The organism is Pedobacter chitinilyticus, assembly GCF_003313385.1.
GTDB lineage: Bacteria > Bacteroidota > Bacteroidia > Sphingobacteriales > Sphingobacteriaceae > Pedobacter > Pedobacter chitinilyticus.
Genome location: NZ_QMHN01000002.1, coordinates 755,715 through 779,003 on the forward strand (window position 1 = coordinate 755,715; position 23,289 = coordinate 779,003).

The 23,289-nt window shown below is 39.7% G+C and carries 17 protein-coding genes and 1 pseudogene; 7 read left to right on the top strand and 11 right to left on the bottom strand.

Annotated elements, in window-relative coordinates; all coding sequences use genetic code 11:
- The first annotated feature begins 240 nt into the window (after window positions 1–240).
- On the top strand, window positions 241–2,061 hold the full coding sequence (locus tag DUT70_RS10045) for a DNA polymerase III subunit gamma/tau (RefSeq protein ID WP_113647180.1): 1,821 nt from the start codon (window positions 241–243) through the stop codon (window positions 2,059–2,061).
- Here DUT70_RS10045 and DUT70_RS10050 read toward each other — a convergent pair.
- On the bottom strand, window positions 2,058–2,456 hold the full coding sequence (locus DUT70_RS10050; protein WP_113647181.1) for a hypothetical protein: 399 nt from the start codon (window positions 2,454–2,456) through the stop codon (window positions 2,058–2,060). The genes DUT70_RS10045 and DUT70_RS10050 overlap by 4 nt on opposite strands.
- 418 nt (window positions 2,457–2,874) lie before the next feature.
- Between DUT70_RS10050 and DUT70_RS10060 the strand changes: the two genes are divergently transcribed.
- The 3 genes from DUT70_RS10060 (at window position 2,875) to DUT70_RS10070 (ending at window position 4,518) form a co-directional block, all read left to right on the top strand.
- Window positions 2,875–3,372 carry a hypothetical protein gene (locus tag DUT70_RS10060; RefSeq protein WP_113647183.1) on the top strand — a complete coding sequence of 166 codons (498 nt, stop codon included), beginning with the start codon at window positions 2,875–2,877 and terminating at the stop codon, window positions 3,370–3,372.
- A 70-nt stretch (window positions 3,373–3,442) separates the two neighbouring features.
- Entirely contained in the window at window positions 3,443–3,814 is a 372-nt protein-coding gene (locus tag DUT70_RS10065) for a hypothetical protein (protein ID WP_240432066.1), read from the top strand.
- A gap of 173 nt (window positions 3,815–3,987) precedes the next feature.
- The gene (locus DUT70_RS10070) at window positions 3,988–4,518 is read left to right on the top strand and encodes a ferritin (protein WP_113647184.1); all 531 of its coding nucleotides are present in this window, start codon (window positions 3,988–3,990) and stop codon (window positions 4,516–4,518) included.
- A 324-nt stretch (window positions 4,519–4,842) separates the two neighbouring features.
- Here DUT70_RS10070 and DUT70_RS10075 read toward each other — a convergent pair whose 3' ends face one another.
- The 3 genes from DUT70_RS10075 to DUT70_RS10085 are packed head-to-tail and all read right to left on the bottom strand — an operon-like array spanning window position 4,843 to window position 9,026.
- Entirely contained in the window at window positions 4,843–5,448 is a 606-nt protein-coding gene (locus DUT70_RS10075; RefSeq protein ID WP_113647185.1) for a DinB family protein, read from the bottom strand.
- Window positions 5,449–5,502: 54 nt separating this feature from the next.
- Entirely contained in the window at window positions 5,503–6,102 is a 600-nt protein-coding gene (locus DUT70_RS10080) for a Crp/Fnr family transcriptional regulator (RefSeq protein WP_205529774.1), read from the bottom strand.
- Window positions 6,084–9,026 (bottom strand): FAD-binding and (Fe-S)-binding domain-containing protein, encoded by a 2,943-nt coding sequence (locus DUT70_RS10085; RefSeq protein ID WP_113647186.1) that lies wholly within the window; start codon window positions 9,024–9,026, stop codon window positions 6,084–6,086. Before DUT70_RS10085 ends, DUT70_RS10080 begins: the two co-directional genes overlap by 19 nt.
- A gap of 263 nt (window positions 9,027–9,289) precedes the next feature.
- On the opposite strand from DUT70_RS10085, the gene DUT70_RS10090 reads away from it, so the two are divergent.
- Genes DUT70_RS10090 through DUT70_RS10100 form a run of 3 tightly spaced genes read left to right on the top strand, consistent with a single transcriptional unit; the run spans window position 9,290 to window position 12,889 of the window.
- Window positions 9,290–10,870 (top strand): helicase HerA-like domain-containing protein, encoded by a 1,581-nt coding sequence (locus tag DUT70_RS10090; protein ID WP_113647187.1) that lies wholly within the window; start codon window positions 9,290–9,292, stop codon window positions 10,868–10,870.
- 49 nt (window positions 10,871–10,919) lie between these two features.
- Window positions 10,920–11,819, top strand: coding sequence for a nucleotidyltransferase family protein (locus tag DUT70_RS10095; protein ID WP_113647188.1), 900 nt, complete (start codon window positions 10,920–10,922; stop codon window positions 11,817–11,819).
- Window positions 11,810–12,889 (top strand): phosphotransferase enzyme family protein, encoded by a 1,080-nt coding sequence (locus tag DUT70_RS10100; protein ID WP_113647189.1) that lies wholly within the window; start codon window positions 11,810–11,812, stop codon window positions 12,887–12,889. The genes DUT70_RS10095 and DUT70_RS10100 overlap by 10 nt, the downstream gene beginning before the upstream one ends.
- Before the next feature lie 419 nt (window positions 12,890–13,308).
- On the opposite strand, the gene DUT70_RS10105 is transcribed toward DUT70_RS10100, so the two are convergent.
- From DUT70_RS10105 to DUT70_RS10135, 7 genes and pseudogenes are all read right to left on the bottom strand, one after another.
- A complete protein-coding gene (locus DUT70_RS10105; protein ID WP_128353346.1) occupies window positions 13,309–13,500 on the bottom strand; it encodes a hypothetical protein in 192 nt (63 codons plus the stop codon).
- A gap of 42 nt (window positions 13,501–13,542) precedes the next feature.
- Window positions 13,543–15,501, bottom strand: coding sequence for an OmpA family protein (locus tag DUT70_RS10110; protein ID WP_113647191.1), 1,959 nt, complete (start codon window positions 15,499–15,501; stop codon window positions 13,543–13,545).
- Between the two features lie 27 nt (window positions 15,502–15,528).
- Window positions 15,529–16,497, bottom strand: coding sequence for a PorP/SprF family type IX secretion system membrane protein (locus DUT70_RS10115; protein ID WP_113647192.1), 969 nt, complete (start codon window positions 16,495–16,497; stop codon window positions 15,529–15,531).
- Window positions 16,498–16,517: 20 nt separating this feature from the next.
- The gene (locus tag DUT70_RS10120) at window positions 16,518–17,807 is read right to left on the bottom strand and encodes a gliding motility-associated C-terminal domain-containing protein (protein WP_113647193.1); all 1,290 of its coding nucleotides are present in this window, start codon (window positions 17,805–17,807) and stop codon (window positions 16,518–16,520) included.
- Between the two features lie 198 nt (window positions 17,808–18,005).
- Window positions 18,006–18,833 (bottom strand): hypothetical protein, encoded by an 828-nt coding sequence (locus DUT70_RS10125; RefSeq protein WP_113647194.1) that lies wholly within the window; start codon window positions 18,831–18,833, stop codon window positions 18,006–18,008.
- 33 nt (window positions 18,834–18,866) lie between these two features.
- The gene (locus DUT70_RS10130; protein ID WP_113647195.1) at window positions 18,867–19,661 is read right to left on the bottom strand and encodes a hypothetical protein; all 795 of its coding nucleotides are present in this window, start codon (window positions 19,659–19,661) and stop codon (window positions 18,867–18,869) included.
- Window positions 19,662–19,678: 17 nt separating this feature from the next.
- Window positions 19,679–23,289, bottom strand: a pseudogene (locus DUT70_RS10135) (BBOF1/CCDC121 family protein); the annotation flags it as partial.

Genomic DNA, 23,289 nt, shown 5'->3' on the forward strand with positions numbered 1-23,289 from the left:
GGCAGTTGGCAGTCCGCAGTTGGCCATTAGCAGTTTTCAGTGGCCAAAAGCGCATACCTTTGTGATATAAACCCGACTGAAAGCGGTACCCAATTTTTAATTGGGTTTAGCAAAAGGCGGGGCTAAGGTTGCCGATATTATTCTTCCTTTCGTTTTCGAAAAAATAATTCGGCAAAGCAACTTTTCAACATTCAAACTTTTCAACCCTGCAACAATCAAATTTTTGCTATTTTCGTGCCAATGGAAAATTTCATCGTTTCAGCCCGTAAATATCGCCCCGTCACGTTCGAAACCGTGGTTGGTCAGCAGCATATTACTGGAACTTTAAAAAACGCCATTAAAAATAACCAACTGGCACAAGCTTTTTTATTTTGCGGACCAAGGGGCGTTGGTAAAACCACCTGTGCCCGTATTTTGGCAAAAACCATTAACTGCACCAGCTTAACGCCCGAACAAGAGGCCTGTGGCACTTGCGAAAGCTGTCAATCGTTCCAGTCAGGGCACTCCTTTAACTTTCATGAGCTGGATGCGGCTTCTAACAACTCTGTTGACGACATTAGAAGTTTAATTGAGCAGGTACGGATTCCGCCACAAGCTGGAAAATACAAAATTTATATTATTGATGAGGTTCACATGCTTTCGACAAGTGCGTTTAATGCCTTTTTGAAAACTTTGGAAGAGCCACCTCCCTATGCTATTTTTATTTTAGCAACCACGGAGAAACATAAAATATTACCTACCATTTTGTCACGTTGTCAAATTTTCGACTTCAACAGAATTCAGGTAGAGGACATTTCCAGCCATTTGGCAAAAATTGCGGAACGAGAAAACATTGCTACAGACAACGACGGCTTGCATATTATTGCGCAAAAGGCTGATGGTGGTTTGCGTGATGCGCTTTCGATGTTTGACCAAATTGTTAGCTACACGAATAGGAATGTGACCTATAAGGCGGTAATTGACAATCTGAACATTTTAGATTACGATTATTATTTTAAGCTAACGGACTACATCACCACTGGCGATGTAAGTAATACCTTATTGTTATTTAATGAGATTTTGAACAATGGTTTTGACGGCAACAACTTTATTAATGGTTTAGCTGGCCATTTTAGAAACTTATTAGTGGGTAAGGACAACCAAACCATCAAACTGCTGGAGGTGAGCGAAAATATTAAGCAGAAATACCTGACGCAAAGTAACAATACTAATTTGGGTTTCATTTTAACCTCGCTCAATTTAGCCAACCAGTGCGATCTGAACTACAAAAACAGCAAAAATCAGCGGCTTCAGGTGGAGCTGGCACTGATAAAAATGTGTCACATTCCCTCAGTAATTCAACTCGCCAACACCGCAACTGACTTAGATCAGGATAAAAAAAAAACTTTAGTTAAAAACGACAGCCCTGCTTCGGCACCTGTTCAACGACCAGCCGCAGCAACTACTCCACAAGCTCCAATTGCTACTCCAATAGAGAAAAAAGAACAGCCTGCAGCGGCAGCCCAACCCGCGGAAACCTTTCCTCCTAAAATAGAAGTACCAAAGCCTAGTGCGCCCACCGCTTCATCTATCAAGATAAAGCCTTTGCCAAAAAGTACTTCTGGTTCTTTAATTCCTTCGCTTACCGATTTAAATAGTGGAATGGGTGCAGATGAAGAAGACAAGGGCCCCCAATATTTAAGCGGTAACGAAAAACAGGCCTTTACCCAAGCTCAATTTATGGCTTGCTGGCAACAATATGCCCAAAAAGCTAGAGAAGAAGACAAAATACACTTGTTTACTTTGCTAACGAGTAATGAGCCTGTTTTAGAGGGCATAAATGTGACCGTTTTGATTGAAAACATTGCACTGGAAAGCACCCTACAAGACGAAAAAATTGATTTGCTTAACTTCCTTCGCGGAAAACTCAACAACTTTGATATACAATTAACCCCTAAACGAATAGAAGCCAAGCAAAGCGACCGCATTTATACCAACAAGGATAAATATGCGTATTTGGTTGAAAAAAATCCACAGTTGGAAGAGTTTCGCCAACGTTTTAATTTGGATTTGCTGCCTTAACCTGGTAAATCATTTTTAGGATAACCTTCCTCATCCAAATCATCCCTAAAATCTTCCTCCGTTTGCGCTAAAATCTTATCCGCAGGATCAAGCAGCACACTTTCGCCAGTTTCATCTACCCGCATCCCATTATCTTCCAACTGCTCATCAACCTGTCCCTTTTGGTCGTATTCATTGCCGATATACGGGTTGGATTCATCGTAAGTAGAAATGCTATCCTCTCCGTTCGGTGCCGATGTATCGTAAGGTAACGGATGGTCATAGTTGGCTTCCTCCCCTTTTACATCAAATTCGAAGCTATTTTTATCCTTATTGTAAGACAGTTCGTTGAAATCTTTGGTTTCGCCCAAGTCGCTATCATGTAGCTTGTCTTTGGCTGGTTTTTGATTATCCATGGTCTATTTATTTAGTAATAGATAAACCTTAATTATTTCGGTTTTGTTTTGATAGTGACGTGAATCATTTATTTAAATAGCAGCGCAATTGCAGTCGCTTTTTTGGAACAGTCGTCCTACTTTCCGCTGCAATCTTTTTGTTTGGTCTAGTGCTGTCATTCCGGGGAACGAGGAATCTCTTTCTTTCCTGCCCTGTTCTGAGATCCTTCGCTGCGCTCTGGATGACAAAAGGCAAAACAAAAAGGATTTCCGCTACAATCAGGTCTAAATGGCTCGGCCGCTGCACTAATCCAAGCATTACAAAACAATATACTGCCGCTAAATCAAACCTCCCGAGTATTCGAAACCTAGAGGCTATAAGATTCTAATTGTTTAATTGAAAAAGATATGCTATTTTTAACTAAATAATTAGTTGATTATGAGCAAAGCAAAATATATCATCATATTATTATTGTGTTTATTTAGCTATGTGATATTTACGCAAATCCTATTTGCAGAAAACAACCTCATTGTATTAAAAGGCTCCTTAAATAAAACGCATCAATTTACAAAGAAAGAGAAAAACGGGGAGCAGGAAACGGAATACGCCTACCTAACCTTCATGTTAAACGGCAGCAACAAGTTTTTCATCCTCAAATTAAATGTCGACTCGGTAAAAGAAGGTTTCAATATTTTTTCTGGTGTCAATAAATCATTAAAATACGCTGGCCAAATTAAGGTCAAAATTAAGAAATCTGATATCCTAAAAGTGCGGCCAACCGTGTATGAAATATATGCAGATGACCAAAATATTTATCAGCGAATCAAAAAGCCTTTTAGCAACATCTATTTATTTGTCATCTTGAGCTTCAGCTTATCTATAATAGCCATTATTTCTACTCCTCGTCTTTACCGAAACCGAGAAATGGCTACCTAGCATAAGTTTTTATATTTTTATTTGTATTAAATCTAAATAATACTACTTTTGTATAAATATTTAACCTACTGTGCAAAAAATAGAAGAAGTATTATTTCCTGTTGCCACGTTTGAAGAAGTGTTTGCTACCCAAAGCGGCGCTATTTTTCAATCGGATTCAGAAAATTGCTGGTATATTGATTTTGCAGGAAAGTTAGCCCGCTTTGATTACAGAAACCTTCTTAAACTTAAAAAAGCGGTTTATCAGGTTGATATTGAAGAGAAACTGTTGGCAAGTGACAAAACTGCTGATATAGAAATCATCTTCATTTGCGCATGCGACCATTCTTACGTACTTTCTTTATTGGAGCTCATCAAACTCAAAGAACTGCTGCAAGGTACTTTCGTCATGTTGGAACTTAACCACATTATCCACGATTGCCTGTATCGCTTAGCTTCTTAAAACTAAGACTTAGACTCTTTCCATATTATTAATAATTTCTTTTACAGAACATTATAGCTGTAACTTTGTAGTGTCAAAGGAAATAATTAACGAAACAACATGACCTTTCACACAGTTGAAAAACTGACTCTATCATAGCGTTTCACTACCGTTAAAAACTAAAGACACAGAAAATGAAAGATATTATGCGTGTAAAGTGTTTACTATCATCAGATGTAGAAACACTGATCAACCAACAAATAAAAAAAGAAGCTCATTCATCATCTATCTACTTATCAATGGCTTCTTGGTGCAACAGAAATGGTTACGATTTTTCTGCTGATTACTTCTTTAAACAAGCAGAAGAGGAAAGACAACACCAATTGAAATTCTTCAAATATGTATTGGATATGGGCGGAACCGCAGTTTCTCCAGATGTAACCAATATCAAACAAGAATACAACTCTTTCCGTGAAGTATTTGAGGAAGCTTTGGAGCAAGAAATCAGCGTAACGCAATCCATTAAAAACATTGCAGCCCGTTGCCACAAAGAGCAAGACTATGTTACTTTAGAATTTTTGAACTGGTTCTTCAGAGAACAACGTGAAGAAGAGTACAAAGCACGTAGAGCGCTAGAATTGTTCGACGTAATTGGTGAAGAAGGAACTGGAAGATGGCAAATTGACAAGCACGTTGGTCAAATTTCATACGACAGCGAAGCTTAATTAAAATCAAAAGCAGAAAATTGAGCGTAGCAAAACCTCGAGCATCGGGATAAAAACTAGCTAGTCTACTCACAAAGCGACAACAAAACAAAACAATAATTAAAGGTGTGTACAACAAGTATGCACCTTTTTTGTTTATTTTGATAAATAAACCGTCATTGCGAGGCACCAAGCAATCTCACTGATATGAAGTGGCTATCTTTTTGAGATTGCTTCATACCTCGCAATGACGAAAAAGAACCTATGTCTAAAAAGGATAAAAAGAAAAAAGGCTCGAAACAGGACAAAAAGGACAAGAAAAAGAAAAACTGTTGCGAGAAATACCTAAAGGGCAAGCGTTGCAGAAACTGTCCTTTTGGTTAGGGCATTGCTATGGGCACGTTGTATGTTTCTAATTTGATGGATATGACGTTCGTTATGCATCACCATAAAAGCCAACACATCGCCTAATCTTAGTTTAACCAACTTACTGATTGAAATAGGGATTTTGATATTATTCACATCTACCACTTCAAATGCTTTAATGTATTTAAGGAAAGTTTCTTGCTGGTCTATAAACTCGGTCACTTCTGCATACGCATTCTTTACCTGTGGCTGATGCTGTTTGGCTGCCTTATATTTCTTCTGTTTATCTATATCCATCATTTTTACGAAATAACTTCCCAACCAACCTGGCACATAAGCTGCCCTAGACACCTGGTTAGGTTTGGCTAAAATGATTTCCATTTTGGGCAGGTAATAATGTCCGTAAGTATTTAAATGAGCCAAACATTGCGCGATGCTCCAACTTTGTTCATCTACAGCAAAAGAGAGGGCCTCTTCGTCCAGATTTTGATATTGTTCAATAGCTAGATTCAGAATTTTCTCGGTACGTTGATATAAATCTGTGATAAATGCTTTCTTTTCCATTGCTCTCACTATTTCATTCATTAATTGAACAAAGATATTTTAGCACAACAGCGTAATTGTTGGCATTTACCAAGATTATATTTTTACCCTATTCATCAGCTTACTGAAGTTGGTGGCATCTATTCCCAAGTAGCTTGCCAAGTATTTATGTGGAACCAAAGTAAGGATGTGTGGACTTCGCTTTAACAGACTTCTGAATTTCTCTTCGGATGACATCAACTGTAGCTCTGCTAAGCGGTCTAAAACTCCGCTCAATGCTCCGCTTATTCCGAAATTAATCATCTGAGCAATTTCAGCGTTAGTGAGCATTATTCTTTTTATTTCTGATGCTGGGGCTCGTAAAAAAGAAGACGACGTTAAAGTCTCATAAAAGAATTGGGATGGTTGCTGAGTCATCATAGCATTGAGCACGCCGCCAAAAGATGGCGCATAAGTAAAAATCAGCGTGGCTTCTTTCCCTTCAATATTTAAGGCGTATACTCGTTGCACGCCATCCAATACAAAGTAAAGATACTTTTCCTGCTCTCCTTGATGGGTCAATATCTCCTTTCTTTCGGCATGGTAAGTTTTCCACGGCGATAGAAATTCGGCAAGGCTGCTAGCAGACAATGAAAAATGTTTTTTCACATGTGCTTCTAGCATATCCATAGGCTGGTCTAGTTCATCGCTTCCCATAAAATCTCCACCGGATGTTTCGCTATCTTCTGCGTTCCATCTTTAATTTGATGTCTACAGCTTGTTCCCGCAGCAGCAATAATGGTATCCTCTTTTTGTTTACGCACTTCGGGCAGCAATACCAACTCTGCAACTTTCATAGAAACTTCGTAATGTTCGGCTTCGTAACCAAAAGAGCCCGCCATTCCGCAACAACCCGAAGGAATCAGTTCCACTTTGTAATTGCTCGGCATTGACAATATCTTCTCCGTTGGTGTAAGGGCGTTCAACGATTTTTGATAGCAGTGACCATGTAATTTAATCAACTGGTAGTCTGAGGTAAACTGACTAGCCTTAATTTTCTCTGCTTCAAATTCATTCAACAAAAACTCTTCTACCAAAAATGAGTTTTGTGCCAGATGCTTTGCTTTCTGTACCAAATTAGCATCTACCAATTCAGGATATTCATCCCTAAACGTAAGCAAAGCCGATGGCTCTACTCCTAGCAAAGGCGAATCTGCATTCACTACGTCGGCCAGTAACGCTACATTTTTGTTTGCCAATGCTTTTGCTTCACGCAACAAACCTTTTGAAAGATAGGTACGTCCACTTTCCAAGTGTTCTGGAATAATCACTTCGTAGCCCAATTTCTCAAGGAGCTTAACGGTGGTCATTCCAATTTCTACATCGTTATAATTGGTAAACTCATCGCAAAACAAATAAACCTTACGCTCAGTATTTTTTGGAGCTTGTTTTTTATCATATTGCTTTTTCCAGCTGCGCAAAGTGGTCTTCCCTACTTTTGGCAACGAACGGTCTGGCGCAAAACCAACTACTTTTTTAATCAGCTTACTAGTAAAGTTATTGCTGATTAAGGCATTATAAATAGATGGTACAATGGCCGCCAAACGTTGCGATTTGGTAAAGTTGGCAATCATTTTAGTACGGAAAGGCACGCCATTCGCATCGTAATAATGCTGCAAAAATTCCGCTTTCATTTTGGCCACATCCACACTTGAAGGACATTCTGATTTACAAGCTTTACAGCTCAAACACAAATCCATCACATCCTTAATTTCCTCGTGATTAAATGGATTATCGCCTGTATCGTTGCTCAGGAATTGTCTTAAAATATTCGCACGAGCTCTTGTGGTATCTTTTTCTTGGCGAGTAGCCATGTAAGATGGGCACATCGTGCCACCGCTGATATGAGTTCTTCTGCAATCGCCAGAACCCGAACATTTTTCTGCCAACCTCAAGATGCTTTCGTTCTTCGAAAAATCGAAAATGGTTTTTACAGGTTTAATTTCCTTGTCGGCCTCATAACGTAAAAACTCGTTCATTGGTGGGGTATCCACTATTTTGTTGGCATTAAATACACCCAGCGGATCAAACAATTGTTTTACTTCTTTTAAAAGTTCATACACCTCTATTCCCAATACATCTTTGATAAACTCGCCTCTTAAACGACCATCTCCATGCTCACCACTTAACGAACCTTGGTGCTTTTTCACCAACGCCGCTGTTTCTTTCAAAACTGTTCTAAAAAGCTCCTTCCCTTCTGAAGTTTTAAGGTTAATCATAGGCTCCACATGCAATTCGCCTGCGCCAGCATGGGCATAATAAGATGCCTTTAGGTTGTATTTATCTAAAATCTGTTGAAGTTCTTCGATATAAGCAGGTAAATCTTCGGGAGCAACGGCACAGTCCTCTATCAAGTTTACAGGTTGTTTATCTCCAGGTAAATTCCTGATCAAACCTAATCCAGCTTTTCTAACATCCCAGGCCAATTTGGTTTGTTGGCCATATACAATTGGATAGGCATAACCTAAACCAGCCAATTTTAAATCAGCAATTAATGCCGAAGTTTTAAAATCGATTTCTTGCTGGGTTTCCGCAAAAAACTCCACCATTAGTAAAGCTTCGGGTTCACCCTCTATAAAAAAACGGTTGTGTTGGTACACTGGATGGCCTTTGGTAAAGTCCATAATATATCTATCTACCAACTCAGAAGCCATTGGCTGATGTTTCAGGATAATGATATTTGCTAAAAGCGACTCTGCCAACGAATTAAAATGCACACAAACCAATGCTTCTTGTTTGGGCGGCAAAGGCAGCAATTTTAACTTGGCTTCGGTTACAAAAAGCAATGTACCTTCTGAACCAGCGATCAGTTCACACATATTAAAGTTTTCTTTTCCTTCTTGGGGAATAAGAAAATCTAAGGCATAACCCGTGTTTCTTCTAGTGAGGGTTTTCTTAGGATAACCTTTTTCTATCGCCTCTATATTTTGCGGCTTGTTAACCAGCTCGGAAACTCCTTTATAGATGATCCCCTCCAAGCTATTCAACTGTGCTTTCTCTGCAATTTGTGCAAGCGGTATTTCTTTAAATTCCACCTCTTGACCATTACTCAAAAGGCCTTTTACTTCTAATAGGTTTTGACGAGTATCACCCCACACAATAGAGTGCAAACCGCAAGAGTTATTTCCAATCATGCCACCAATCATGGCTCTGTTGGCCGTAGAAGTTTCTGGACCAAACATTAATCCAAAAGGCTTCAGGGCTGCATTCAAATCATCCCTGATTACTCCTGGCTGTACGATTACATATTGTTCCTCTTGGTTAATTTCTAGTATTTTATTGAGATACTTGGAAATATCTACTACCAACCCATTACCTACTACCTGCCCAGCTAACGACGTTCCCGCAGCCCTTGGAATGAGTGTGAGGTGATGTTCATTGGCAAAGCTAATCAGGGTTTTAATATCCTCGCTGGTTTTGGGCACTGCAACTGCTAATGGCTTTTCTTGGTAAACAGATGCATCTGTTGAGTAAACAAGCTTTTGTGCTTCGTGAGCAGCTGATTGGTCGTAAAATAATTCTCCGCTAAAACTGTCTGCTAGCTTTTGAAATGGGGCCGAAAGGTGAGTATGATTTGACACAATGTAAAATTAAGCATTTTAATAATGTTTTTTAAAAATAAAAACTGCAAAAAACTGCACAAACCAGTAAAGAAATTGATCTCGTTCTTTAATGAAGTCATATCTATTGTTTAACCACCTTAGAAATCTAAGACCATCTTAGTTTCCTTTCACATCGTACAACGCAATTTTAGAGCTTTTTCATTTTCCATCCTTAATGTTTTATCATTATTTAACACGGTTTATAATTGATTTTTACTAATTTGAGATTTTAAAATAAGCTTATGAATGCCAACCAAAACACCTTTATCGAAAAAATAAAAGCCTCTTACTCACCTAGTGGCGAATATATCTATTTGGGTGCTGCCATGTTAGATGGTTTAGCCTTGGCCGATGCCGAAGTAAATTTGCCTTTGCGCATGATGAACAGACACGGTCTTATTGCAGGTGCTACAGGCACAGGAAAAACCAGAACTTTGCAATTACTAGCCGAACAGTTATCTGACAAAGGGGTACCTGTTTTCATGCTCGATGTAAAGGGAGACCTTTCGGGTTTATACCAGCCAGGCAGTACCAATCCCAAAATTGAAGAACGGGCACAACAATTGAATAAGCCTTTCACACCAAGCGGCTTCCCTATCGAAATATATTCCTTAACAGGTAAATTAGGCGCTCAAATGCGTGCAACCGTGACTGAGTTTGGTCCTGTGCTCCTTTCCAAAATACTGGAACTTAACGATACTCAATCTGGAGTTTTAGCGGTATTGTTCAAATACGCTGACGACCATAAAATGCCTGTGGTAGATTTAAACGACCTTAAAAAACTACTTGGCTATCTCGCCGAAGGCGAAGGTGCAAAGGAAATCAAGTCTAGCTATGGATCTATTTCTACCGCTACCTCAAGTACTATTCTGCGAAAAATTGTAGCGATAGAACAACAAGGCTTGGGTGGAATTTTTGGTGAAACCTCCTTTAATATTGAGGATTTGTTCAACCGTGTAGATGGTAAGGGAGTAATTAGCCTACTGAATATTGCTGACGTGCAAAGCCAACCTGTGCTTTATTCAACTTTCTTATTAAGTCTTTTGGCCGAAATTTACCAAACTATGCCTGAGGCTGGAGATTTGGACAAACCCAAATTGGTTTTCTTTTTTGATGAAGCGCATCTTTTATTTAACGATGCCCCGAAAGCATTCTTGGAGCAAATCAACACCATTATTAGGCTGATCCGTTCCAAAGGAATTGGCGTGTTTTTCTGTACGCAATCACCTATGGACATTCCCGAAAGTGTATTGTCGCAGTTAGGAAACAGGGTGCAACATGCTTTAAGAGCATTTACGCCTAACGATGTAGATGCGTTAAAGAAAACAGTTAATACTTATCCAAAATCGGAATTTTATACTATCGACAAAGTATTAACCTCCTTAGGTACAGGCCAGGCGCTGATTACAGTACTGAACGAAAAAGGTATCCCTACCGAAGTTGCAGCAACTTTGCTTACGCCACCCAGGGCAGTTATGGGGCCAATGGCGGCAATAGATTGTGAAAAACTTATGCAAGGAAGTCAGCTGTTTAGCAAATACAAAGAAACGGTGGATCCTGTAAGTGCTTATGAGATGCTTACCGATAAGATCAACGAAATACAAGCCAATGAAAACAAAGTAAAGGCTGAGGAAGAGGAACGTAAAAGAATTGAACAAGAGAGCAAACCAAAACCAGGTGAAAAGAGTTTAGTGGAAGAGATTATGGGTGCCACCATTACTCGACAGATTGGGAAGGAAATTGTTCGAGGACTTTTCGGAATGCTAAGCGGCAAAAAAACTCGAACAACTAAATCATCTGGAGGTGGGCTTTTTGGATTCTAAAAGTTAACTTTGGCGACAACTAAATATTCATTTAAAAACTAAACAGTTAATGAAACCTACGTTATTAATTTTGGCTGCCGGCATGGCAAGCCGCTATGGTAGCATGAAACAAATCGACGGTTTTGGCCCTAACGGAGAAACCATCATCGATTATTCTATATATGACGCAATTAAAGCCGGATTTGGAAAAGTTGTATTCATCATTAAAGAAGAATTTGCAGACAACTTCAAATCTATTTTTGACGAGAAGCTAAAAGGCAAGATTGAAGTAGACTATGTTTACCAAAACTTTGACCTTAAACAATTTGGGATTGATGAAGAAATTTATCGTGAAAAACCTTGGGGAACGGCACATGCGATCCTTTCGGGCAGAAAAACAATTAAAGAACCTTTCTGTGTCATTAATGCTGATGATTTCTATGGTTTTGATGCCTTCAAAAAAATGGCTGACTTCTTAACTTCAGAAATAAACGATTCTAATTATTCTATTATTGGTTATAAAATTGGCAAAACTTTATCTGACTTCGGTTCGGTATCAAGAGGCGTATGCAAAGCTGATGAAGCAGGTAATTTGACCGAAATTGTAGAACGTACAAAAGTTTACAAGAAAGGCGACTCCATCGTTTATGAAGAAGATGGCAAAGAATTTCCATTAGAGTTTGATACTCCCGTATCGATGAACTTCTGGGGTTTTACTCCAGCAGTGTTTAATATTACTGAAGAGCTTTTCAAAACTTTTGCCATGGAGAACAAAGACAAACCTAAGGCTGAATTTTTTATTCCACTTATAGGCGAACATCTGGTAAGTACCCAAAAAGCTTCTTTTAAAGTAGTACCAACCGACAACCAATGGTTTGGTGTGACGTATAAAGAAGACAAGCCGTTGGTTCAGGCATGTATTGATGAACTTATCAAAAATGGCAACTACCCAGAGAAGCTATGGAATTAACAATTGATGAAAGTATTTTAAAATCGTACGGTTTAAATCACCAAAATATTAAAATACAACAAATAGGTTCTGGACACATCAACAGAACCTATTTGCTCATACAAACAACTGGTGAGCAAAAAAAATATGTGCTGCAAGAAATCAACACACATGTTTTTACCAACCCAGAAGCTGTTGCCAATAACATTAAGCAAATTGCGGATTTTTTAGCCGAAAATTTCCCTGATTATCTTTTTCCAGCACCATTAGCTGCTAATGATGGTTCCACCATGGTTGCTTTTAATAATGCCTATTGGAGATTAAGCCCCTTTGTTGATCACACCATTGCACTAGATACATTAACCGCACCGCAGCAGGCCTATCAAGCAGCAAAACAATTTGGCAAACTTAGCAGGCTGCTTAATGATTTCGACAGTAGCATGCTACAAGAAACCATTGTAGGTTTTCATGACCTCCACCTACGTTTCGATCAATTTCAAACGGCTTTAGCACAAAGTTCCCAAGCATTGAGAGCGCAAGCGGCAAAAGAAATTGAAACAGCACTTGGGTTTAAATCTATCTTAACCGAATATCAATCGTTAAAGGATAGCTTGCCCAATAGGGTAATGCATCACGATACCAAAATTAACAACGTACTGTTGGCTCAACATACGTATGAAGGTGTATGTGTAATTGATTTAGATACTTTAATGCCTGGCAAATTCATATCCGATCTTGGTGATATGATGCGTACCTACCTTTGTGAATTTTCGGAAAACGAAACCGATCTTTCCAAAATTACAGTACGAATGGATTATTTTGCGGCCATGATTGAGGGCTATTTATCAGAGATGGGCGATATTCTTACGGATACCGAGAAAAAGGCGATCTTATTTAGCGGAAAATACATCATCTATATGCAAGCACTTCGTTTTTTAGCTGATTTTCTAAATGGTAGTGTTTATTATCCTATCAATTATCCACTACAAAATTTAGATAGAACTAAAAACCAGTTTAAGCTACTGATACAATTGGTTAAGAATGAAGAGGAGCTACTGGAGTTAATTTCCAATTGCTTGATAAAAAACTAACTTATAACCTGAGCTCGATTAATAAGTTAACGGCAACTATTATATTACACAACCGTTATCGAACTCAGGTTATTAACAAACTAAAACACCTTTGCGTTCTTAGCGTAAATCTTATTTTTCTTCGCGGCAAGTATTTTTTTCCAGGTGCTTAATTTTATCGCAATACCGTACATACGGGATGGAAGTTTTCGCAAAGTATCGTAAAGGCAAATAACCTCAGTTCTACTATTTTTTCAAGAAAAATTGGCTTAGTTGCGATAGGTGTAAGCTCAACGTCATGCTGAATTTTTCAATATCTTTTATTGATTTTAGCCGTCAAGAGAGCTTCGCTGTTTATTTTATTCCATAGCTGCTTCGCAGTCCACCATCGTCAAAACGACGAAAATATGAAACCCATTCAAGTTAATTAGTTGGCACAGTCAGTTTTTTGCACCTATTTTATCTTTTAACTCCTTTTCCATTCTCCTTATTGATTCTTCTAGACATTCTATTGACTCTCTTAATACGCCTTTCATTTCAGCAAAAGCAGCTTCTTCAGGTTCACTAGCATCAATAACAATGAAGATTCCTTTAATATTCCCTAAGTATCTTCGTACTTGATGAGAAATCATTGATAGTAGTCTGTCTTCGATCCTATCCATACCCAGATCAAATTATTGTTTAACAATCTTAAACTCTGTCCTACGGTTTAATTGGTGCTGTTCTTTTGTACAATTGATGCCATTTGAACATTCGTTTAACAAGATTGCTTCACCATAGCCAACTGCTGTTAGTCTATTTTTTTCAATGCCTTTGTCAATTAAATATTGAACCACCGCATCAGCTCTTTTTTGAGATAATTTAAGATTATATTTGTCATCGCCACGGCTATCGGTATGTGATCCCAATTCTATCCATATCGTTGGATTATCCTTCATGATTTTCACCAACTTATCTAATTCTATCGCAGCATCTGGCCTAATGTTGGCACTATCAAAGTCATAGTAAATATTATCGATCCTAATCGGATTGTTAATCACAATCTGCTCTAAGTATAGATCTTTATTCAGTTCGACAGCTACAATAGGCAATCCATTGGTGTTTAATTTGGCTAGGTCATTTCTAAAGCCTGTTTTTCCAGCAGAAAGCTGATAGTTTGCTCCTCGATCAAGGTTAAATTTAAACCGTCCAGCTTGATCAGTTTGAAACTGGATTTGGATACCTCCTTCTCTCGTTAAGGTTACTAGTGCATCGGCTATTGGTGAGCCAGTGCCCTTTTCAGATACTACACCACTCAATTTATAGGCGGCAGTTTTTTGTTTTGTAAATCGATAAACATCGTCATCGCCAATACCATTATAGCGATTAGAAGTGAAATAACCTGAACTATCTGTATCAAATACTAGTGTGAAATCATCTTGTGGCGAGTTTAGGGGATAACCTACATTGATAGGCTGGGTAATTAGCCCTTTTTTGATCATACTTACGTAAACATCAAGGCCACCCATTCCCACATATCCGTCGCTACTGAAATAAAAGTTATTAGCCAAATCAAAAAAAGGACTTCTTTCATTCCCCTCGGTGTTTATTTCTTTTAAATTAACAGGGGGTCCCCATTCGCCAGTTTTACCTTTGGTACTTACATAAAGATCAACTCCTCCTTTTCCTCCAGGCATGTTAGAACAAAAATAAAGATACTTCCCATCATTACTGATGAAAGGATCTCCATTTGAATACTTATCGCTGTTATATTTAAAAGCTTCGGGCTCACTCCAATTTCCATTTTCATCTTTTAAGGCATGATAAATACCCGTAGTAGCGGTAGCTACTTTTCCTTTTACCTTTCTTACCTTCTGATAGTCATCTTCTTCGGGCATTACGGCCGTCGTAAAAAACATGTGCTTGCCATCAGCGGTAAAACTTGCTGGCCCAATATGATAATTTAGTGCCATTGATAACGGAAAATTCTGAAGGCTATCCTTGTCGTTTTTCACAAATAGCCTAAAATATTGGGTTCCTGTAAAACCGTCAATTTTACGATCAGGTAATTTTGTTCCATCAAATTTAAGGAATGGCGTTTCTTGTACTGTTGAAACGATAGATGGGCGATTAGATGCGAAAATAAGATCTTTGCCATTTTTAATTGCACCCCATTCGGATTGTGGGCTATTTACCGCTTTTTCATTTAATATCTGTACGGGGTTGGCATTTTTCATCCATTGGAGTGCCGAATCACAAGATTGAACCCATCGGTTTACCAACTCTCCATTTGTCTTTTGATCTAACTTTTTATATTTCAAGTACTGTTTCTTTGCTTCGCTATATTTACCATTTTCCTGCAATGCCTTTGCATAGTTTAACACCTCTTCTGAAGAGCTATTTGGCTGTTGCACGGCTAAAGCCGCCCAACTTTCAGTTTGTTGGTAATCTTGCTGCATTTTATAACAAAAGGCCAATCTGGCTGCAGTATGCTTGGTCTGTTTTTTCTTCCACGCCTGCTCATAAAGATCAATGGCTCGTCTATAATTATAAAGTTCAAACTGTTTATCGGCTTCTTTAATTACATATTGTGCTTTAACTTTCAGTTGTAGGCTCAACAGTGTAATGGCTACCATTAAAATATTTTTTTTCATGTCGGTAAAAGCTAATTTTGTGTTCCGTTAAAAATATCTCGGGTTACTCATTCTTACATAGTTTCTACCGATGGTGTAACCAATAGAAATTTCGTGGGTACCTCCACTATAGCTACGCAAACCGCCTACAGAAAAATCGTAGGCATAACCGATACGAAAATTATCGTTGGCAAAAAATTGGGCTGCAGCCACAGCTGAACTCAACTTGCTTAAATCTTTTTGCAGGTAACTTTTGTTGTACAATTTCACCCCTGTACGATACGACCCACCTAACCAAATTCTATCATTAATGATGGCGAAAGCTGTAACATCCAAACTCGATACACTGGCCCGATCGTCTTTAAGTAAAAACGAAGGTTTAAGCTGTACAAACTCATTAATAGGAATGAGCATTCCTGCGGTAAGGTAATAATGGGGTTTCGGCTTATTGATAAATTCGTCGCTATTCCAATTGATCAGTTGTGGGATTAAATTGTCTGCTGAAAAACCCGCATAAAACTTATTATTTGAAAAAAAGACACCCGCCCTAGCATCTGGCACAATCCTACTTTGCATCCCTGGCGGCAATTGGCCTTCGAAATCATTTGGATTTAGCAATGAACCATCAATACCGAGCTGGATTACTCCTACCCCAAGGCCAAATGCCAGCCTACTCTCGCCATAAGTATCAAGTCGCAAGCGATAGGCATAGTTGGCATAAGCTGCTAAATTTCGTTGGGCACCTATTCTATCATTTGAAATTTGTAAGGCTAGTCCTACATTTCCTTGATTGGCAATGGCATCTACCGCGAGCGACATTGTTTTTGGCGCCCCGTCTAAACCTACCCACTGGTTACGGTAAAAAGCATGTACATTAAGTTGCTCTTTATAGCCGGCATAGGCGGGATTGATATAAATTCCGTTGAACATGTATTGGCTAAATTGCGCATCTTGTTGTGCCCGACTAACTGTTGCGGCAAGTTGTAAGATCATGATGATCAATAGGTATCTTTTCATTTTGTAGAAGTTAGTGGGGGTTACTGTTTATTGAAACTCTTTACCAAGGTGATATATCCTTTAAATACTTTCCAATCGCTGCCCTGAGTTTCTTTCACTTTTAAGATAAAAAAATAGGTCCCTTCATTTAACCCTTCTCCTGTCCAAGTATTTTTGTAATTTTTAGCTCTAAAGATTTCATTTTCCCAACGGTTAAAAATGGTCAGCTCATTTTCAGAGAACAGTTCTAATCCTCTGATTTCGAAAGCATCATTCACACCGTCGCCATTTGGCGTGAAAAGATTGGGCACAAACAACGTTGTATTAGAGGCGGAGAACTTGGTAAAATAGTTACCATTTGCCAGTGGATCGGTATTGAGCGGTAAATCTACCACGGTATGCAAACCAAGCGCTGGGTTGGTTGATCTTAGGCCAAGCCATTGATCTTTCTCTTGATACCTAGCGATAGAAGCACTTGCATCGTTATATAGGGCTCCATTGGTGCTATTGTTATGTTGTAACGATAACTTGATTTTATTGGCAGCAGTTCCGTAGATATGCCAAACGCGATCCATTCCCTGTGCAGGGTTTTTAATAGGTTCATTTGTAGCAAAATAATCCAACACACATACATCAATTTTTCCAGCAGCCAGTGCTGTGACGGTTGCTGGCGTGTAGTCACCAGCCAAAATTCCCACTGGGAACTGGAAGCTGGCCCCCGCATCAAAATCTTTGATGACATGCCCTTTTATGCTGTTGCTCGTAATAACCATGCTGTTACGGGTAGCGTTGGCAATTTTGCCCTGCTTGTTAAAAGCCAAATTATTACCGTTTAACATGATATTGGCGCTGTTTACGGCTAAATCTAAGGTTCCACCAATATTAAGCTGAGCGGCTAATTCTCCTGTTGGATTTGCCGTACCATAACCAGGATCGTCCACATCGCCCAGGGTTAAGTTTTGCTGGTTCCTATTTTCAATGATCAAATCGATAAAATTACCATTATTACCATCTATATAGGTGGCACCACCCGCCATGCTCGTGTAAAAAGGATTGTCGCCAGGGTTGTAAATCACGATTTTCCCACTACCTGAAAAGCTTGCCCCTGGCGCAATCCAAATGTTTTTGCTGTAAATTTCTAAGGTACCATCAATTTGCCAATTGGCCTGTGGACCAAAGTAAACGCCTTCGGTATAGCGACTTACGGTAGTGCCTGCGGTAATGTTTACGTAACTATTGTCCACAGTAGTGCTACCATTACCATTTTGGGCTTTTGCATCGCTAATACCTATATATAAACAAAAAAGTAAAAGGTTAAAAGTATTTTTCATTGGTGAATGGTTTTAATCAATTAATCTGATATTGGAATTGCTTTAATGGTCCCTTGTATCCAATCTGTTGTGGCAGTAATATTAGCCAGCCCAACATGTTTTTGTTTGTGCCTATCCTTGTATCGATAACCCAAATGCAAACATTAATACCACCTGTAATTTTAAATGTTTCATTTGTTAAATTTTTGTTTATTGTGCTTATTGTACCGGAACAGCATAAAAATAATTCTCGTAATTATTGGTATTGTAATTAAAAACATTAGCAGTCCATCTTTCAAAAAGCAGATAAATAGTCTTTCCAGCTGGATCAGTCACGTTAATTACCGAGCTACCTGTAATAAAGCCTGTTCCATTGGGGTCTGTGGCTGATGACTTTGCCGTTTTAATTAATATCCCCGCATATGCAGTTCCAGTACCTGCCGGACCTAAATGTGTAAAGCCTGTCTGATCTGGAGTAGTACCAGAAGGACTTTGGCTTGAGGATAAATAACAGTGGTGCCAAATGTCAGTATTAACCCCTCCAAACGTCATTCCTGCATTTACGGCCCATTTGCCTTGAGGTAGAAATATTGATACACCAGAATATACAAAATTAGCCGATCCCGTGTTAGTGTTGGCGTTTACAGTGATTGAGCTTGTACTTGGTGGGAACGTTCCTAGTATAGTTGCACGGAAAGTAGGGACATCTGCCCAAGTCCCAACACCGTTAGCGTCACTGGTAAGCACGCGACCAGTTTGTTGAGTACCATCAACAATTTTAATGGCAGGCGTTTTGGCAACGTCATTATCTATCAACAGTTTTACCGTTGGAAAAATATTACCAATACCTATATTACCTGCTGGGGTTATGATAAAATCATTGGCCTGTTGTGCCGCAGTAGGCGCTGCACTATTGTCCTTTTGTCCATCTACATGCAAAATCCCATTAGGGTCTTTGGTTTTTACACCTGTATTATTTTGGGCATAAGCAAGCGAAAAAGATAGTATAATTGCTAGTGCTGTAAATATTATGTTAGCATTTTTCATTTGGTTATTTTTTATGATGATGTTTTAATTCTACTAATCTATTGGTCTAGCATAAAAGTAATGTTCTAGATAACTTTTGTTAAAATGATAAGCACCAATAGGTTGATTCTGTAACAATAAATGAATAATAACCGAGGGTTGTGTAACCTCGATAATGGCACTCCCCGTAACAAATCCCAATTGTATAGTACCGCCGGCTTCGGCAGCACCATTTTTTAGCGGCTTGAATAACACTCCGCCATAACAAGTTTGCGCACCGCCTGGGCTCAAAAATTTAAAACCATTTTGTTGAAATAAGTTAGTAGCAGTTGAAAGATAACAACGTTGGTAAATTATGCCATCTCCTAGTATAAAAGTAATTCCAGCATTTACAATCCATTTACCCCTACTCAAAGTTATAGACACTTCTGAATCTAACGGGCTCGTGCCCCCATTGGGCACTACGTCTGGCCTATTTACACTAGGGAAACTACCATTAACTAATGACTTGATTGTAGAAGGCAAATTCCAAACAGCAAGTCCAGTTGCATCAGTGGTTAACACGGCACCAACTTTTTCCCCACCATCTTTGATTTGAATTTTACCTCTGATGTCTAACTTATGTGTTGGTGCAATTGTACCAATGCCCACTAAACCATCAAGGGTTACCATAAAATCATCCGTTTGTTGTACGGCAGTAGGTGCACCACTAGGGTTATTGTTTTTACTTCCATCCAAGTGGAGCAGACCTTGGGGATTTTTAGTATTAACCCCCGAATTTTGTGCCTGTCCCTGCATCGCTCCCATGAGCAAGCAAGTTATCGATAACCACAATTTTAAATTTTTCATTTCGTTACTGCCTTAAATTAATTTTTCTCTTTAAGCAAAGCTGCTTCCAAACGTTTTAGGCGTTCGTCTGTTTTTTGTTGCTGGGCTTTAAGGTCTTGTATCTCTTTATCCTTTGCATCCAGTTGCTTTTGCTGCTCAATGGTGTGCAGGTACAGTTCCTCTACTTTTTCCAGCATCTGGATAGAAAGTTCCGACATATTAAAAATATATTCACCTCTCTGGTTTTTACGTAAAGCTTTGATACTTGTAATGCCTGGCAAATGCTTATTCTCGTTAATAAATTTTTCTACTTCTTTTAAAGACTTGAAACTGTAATCTTTCTTCAGTTCAGAATAGCCTTTGAAATAATCTTCGAATACATAATCGGCGAAGGTAGAATTAGCCGACTCTATACTGCCGTTAACTGCTAATAACACGTTCGCATTTGAAGTACCCAACATATTTGTAGTACCTATTCCCACTTTTCCAGCATCTGAAATATGCATTCTTATTAAATTACTTGTAGTTAACGTCATTGGCGTAGTATTTGCCGTTCCTATATTTAGCGACGTAGAAGCACCACTTGCTGTAATTTGAGATGCAGAGTTTGGATTTTGGAAAATATTCAGCGTTGAACCCCCAGCGTCTACAATTATATCTGCCGTACCAGTAGTTGTCGTGTGGCTGATCCTTGCTGCATTAGCATTACTATAAGTTAAGGTAGTTTTGCCTGCTGGTGATAGGGCGTTATTAAAAGTTAAGGTATGTGCATTTAAATCAACCGTTCTGTCTGCTGTTAAACTACCATTGCTTGTATAAAGGTTATTAACGGCTAAGGCGTTTTGGTTTGCCCAAGTTGGAACTCCAGATGCACTTGTTGTTAGCACTTGGTTGTTACCTGCAGCGGCAAGTGTTTTTAATACTCCAGTATTATCGGCTACAATCAATTGGTTGGTGTTAACTGCCGCTTGGGGTTGCAAACCTTGTAAGCGCAGTGGATCAGTAGCATTAACATGAAGGGCATTACTTGGTAAAGCTGTTCCTATACCTATATTTCCACCAGCAGCAACATACATTCGGGATGCCCCATTGGTCACGAGCTGGAGTGGTGTGCTTGAGCCACTTACAGAGCCAATGATAAGTCCAGTAGAAGTGCCACTAGACAACAATTGAGAAGGACTGTTCAGGTCCTGTAACAACTCTACAATGCTCCCTCCAGAAGATGCTCGGATTACCGATCTTCCAGTGGTGGTCGCATTTTTCAAATAGGCTCCGTTAGTGTAATCAAACAAGGTTTCTCTAAGTTCTGGCGAACCTACTGGTAAGCTTGTAGACTTAAAGGTGAGCAAATGCCCGTTTACATTTACTTCTCTATCGCCTAACAAGCTACCATTACTTGTATAAAGATTGTTAACGGCTAAAGTGTTTTGGTTTACCCAGGTTGGCACATTACTACCATTTGAAACCAATACCTGATTTGGCAATGTAGTATTAGCCAGCTTGCCAGGTAAAATGGTACTGTTAGCAATATCGGCATTTACAATAGTTCCATCCAAAATTTTGTCTGTGGTTACTGCATCGTTTGCTATTTTAGTATTTGTAATGCCGCCTGTAGCTACGCTTACCGTTGCATTTACCAAGGTAGCCCCTGCTCCTGCAGTAGTTCCTCCAATAATGATAGAACCATCGCCATTACTTAAACTTTTACCCAAACTTGCGGCTACATTCGCTGTGTTTATCGAAAGCACTCCACTAGCATCGATGTTAACCGTTGCCGTTGCTGGAGCGGCTTGCTTTACCACACCTGGGCTAGTACCATCTGCAGTTGGTACATTTACAGTGTAGGCTGTATTTCCTGCTGCATTTGGGGTTGCAGGTGTTGGTGTTACGGTAGTATTGGTACCAGCAACCACTGTTGTTGTCTTTTGTGCATTCGTGATGGCTGGAGCCAAATCTACCTTTCCAGAAACCCCGTTTACGGTAGTGGTCAACTCACTTCCAGTCAGGCTGTTCGTAACAGTGTTTACTGCAGCTGCTGTAGCCACTTTCCCGTTGACCGTGGAGGTTAAGGTATTAGTGCCATCATTAGACAGGGCATTTGTGCTGTTAGCGAGAACGGTAGACTGATCTACCCAAACAGGCCGCTTGTTCACATCCGAAACCAGTATCTGGTTCGCCTGTGCCGCATCGTCCATCTTGGTTGTAGTGATACCTTTATCGGCAACCTTTACATTAGCATCTACTAATGTAGCGCCAGCTCCGCCTCCAATAACAATAGAGCCATCGGCAGATGATAAAGTTTTACCAATGCCGCCAGCAGTTGCAGTGTTTACAGACAAGGTTCCATCAGCGGCTACCGCTAAACCTGAGCCTGGTTTTACAGCACCTGTTTCACCAGCCGTTGCGTTGTTTACATTGACTTTATAGATTGGATTATTTGGATTGGTTGCATCTGTAGTTACAGTGGTATTATTTCCATTTGCTACTGTAGCAGTCTTGTCATTCGCTGCAATTGCAGGCCCCAAATTTAATGGTGCGGTGGAAACAACACCGTTTACAGTACTTACTAAGTGATTACTAGTATTTAACGATAGTTCATTCGTTTTGATAATATCCACCTCACTACCTGTCGTTCCATTTACAGTAGTACTTAATTTATTGACGTTAACGTTTGAAGTATTGCTTACCGAAGTAGCACTTGCTTTGCTTACCCAGCTTCCTTTTCCATCTGCACCCACTACAAAAACATCACCAGCGTTGCCACCTGAAACCTGGCCTGCATTTAATGAGCCACCAATATTTTGTAACTTTAAATTACTTTCATCTACATCTATGGTAAACTCTTTCAGCACCGCTCCTACTGGCGTTCCGCCCAGTTTAATCCTATCACCGGCAGCCACCTTCACGTCTTTGCCGCTAACTGCATCCGGAAGGATGCTTGAATAGCTTACGTTACCGTTATCGTCAGCAATGGCTACACGGCCAGCCGTACCGGCACCAGCACTTAGCTTGGTAGCTGTTACTGCGCCGTCAGCTATCTTAGTAGTGGTTACAGCATCAGTCTTGATGTCCGCAGTTACAGGGGTAAGGGTCGCTCCAAGGCCTCCAGTTATCGTTAAATCGGTTGAGGTCAAGTTCTTTCCAGCACCCGGATCACCAGGGGTACCCGTACCGTTCAGGTTAATCGAAAGCTCACCGCCTGTACCCACCACAACCGTTCCATTGCCTTGTTTTACCACACCTGGGCTAGTACCATTTGCAGTTGGTACATTTACTTTATATTCGGTAATCTTAGCATCGGTAGCATTTGGAGCCGAAGTTACCGTAGTATTAGTTCCGTCTACCACAGCAGACGTTTTTTGGTTGGCAGTAGTAACCGTGGCTTGGTCTGCCCAAGCAGGCACTCCATTTGTAACCGAAACCAGTATCTGGTTCGCCTGTGGCGCATCGGCCAGCTTACCTATGGTGATGCCTTTATCGGCAACCTTTACATTGGCATCTACTAATGTAGCACCAGCTCCGCCTCCAATAACAATAGAGCCATCGGCAGATGATAAAGTTTTACCAATGCCGCCAGCAGTTGCAGTGTTTACAGACAAGGTTCCATCAGCGGCTACCGCTAAACCTGAGCCTGGTTTTACAGCACCTG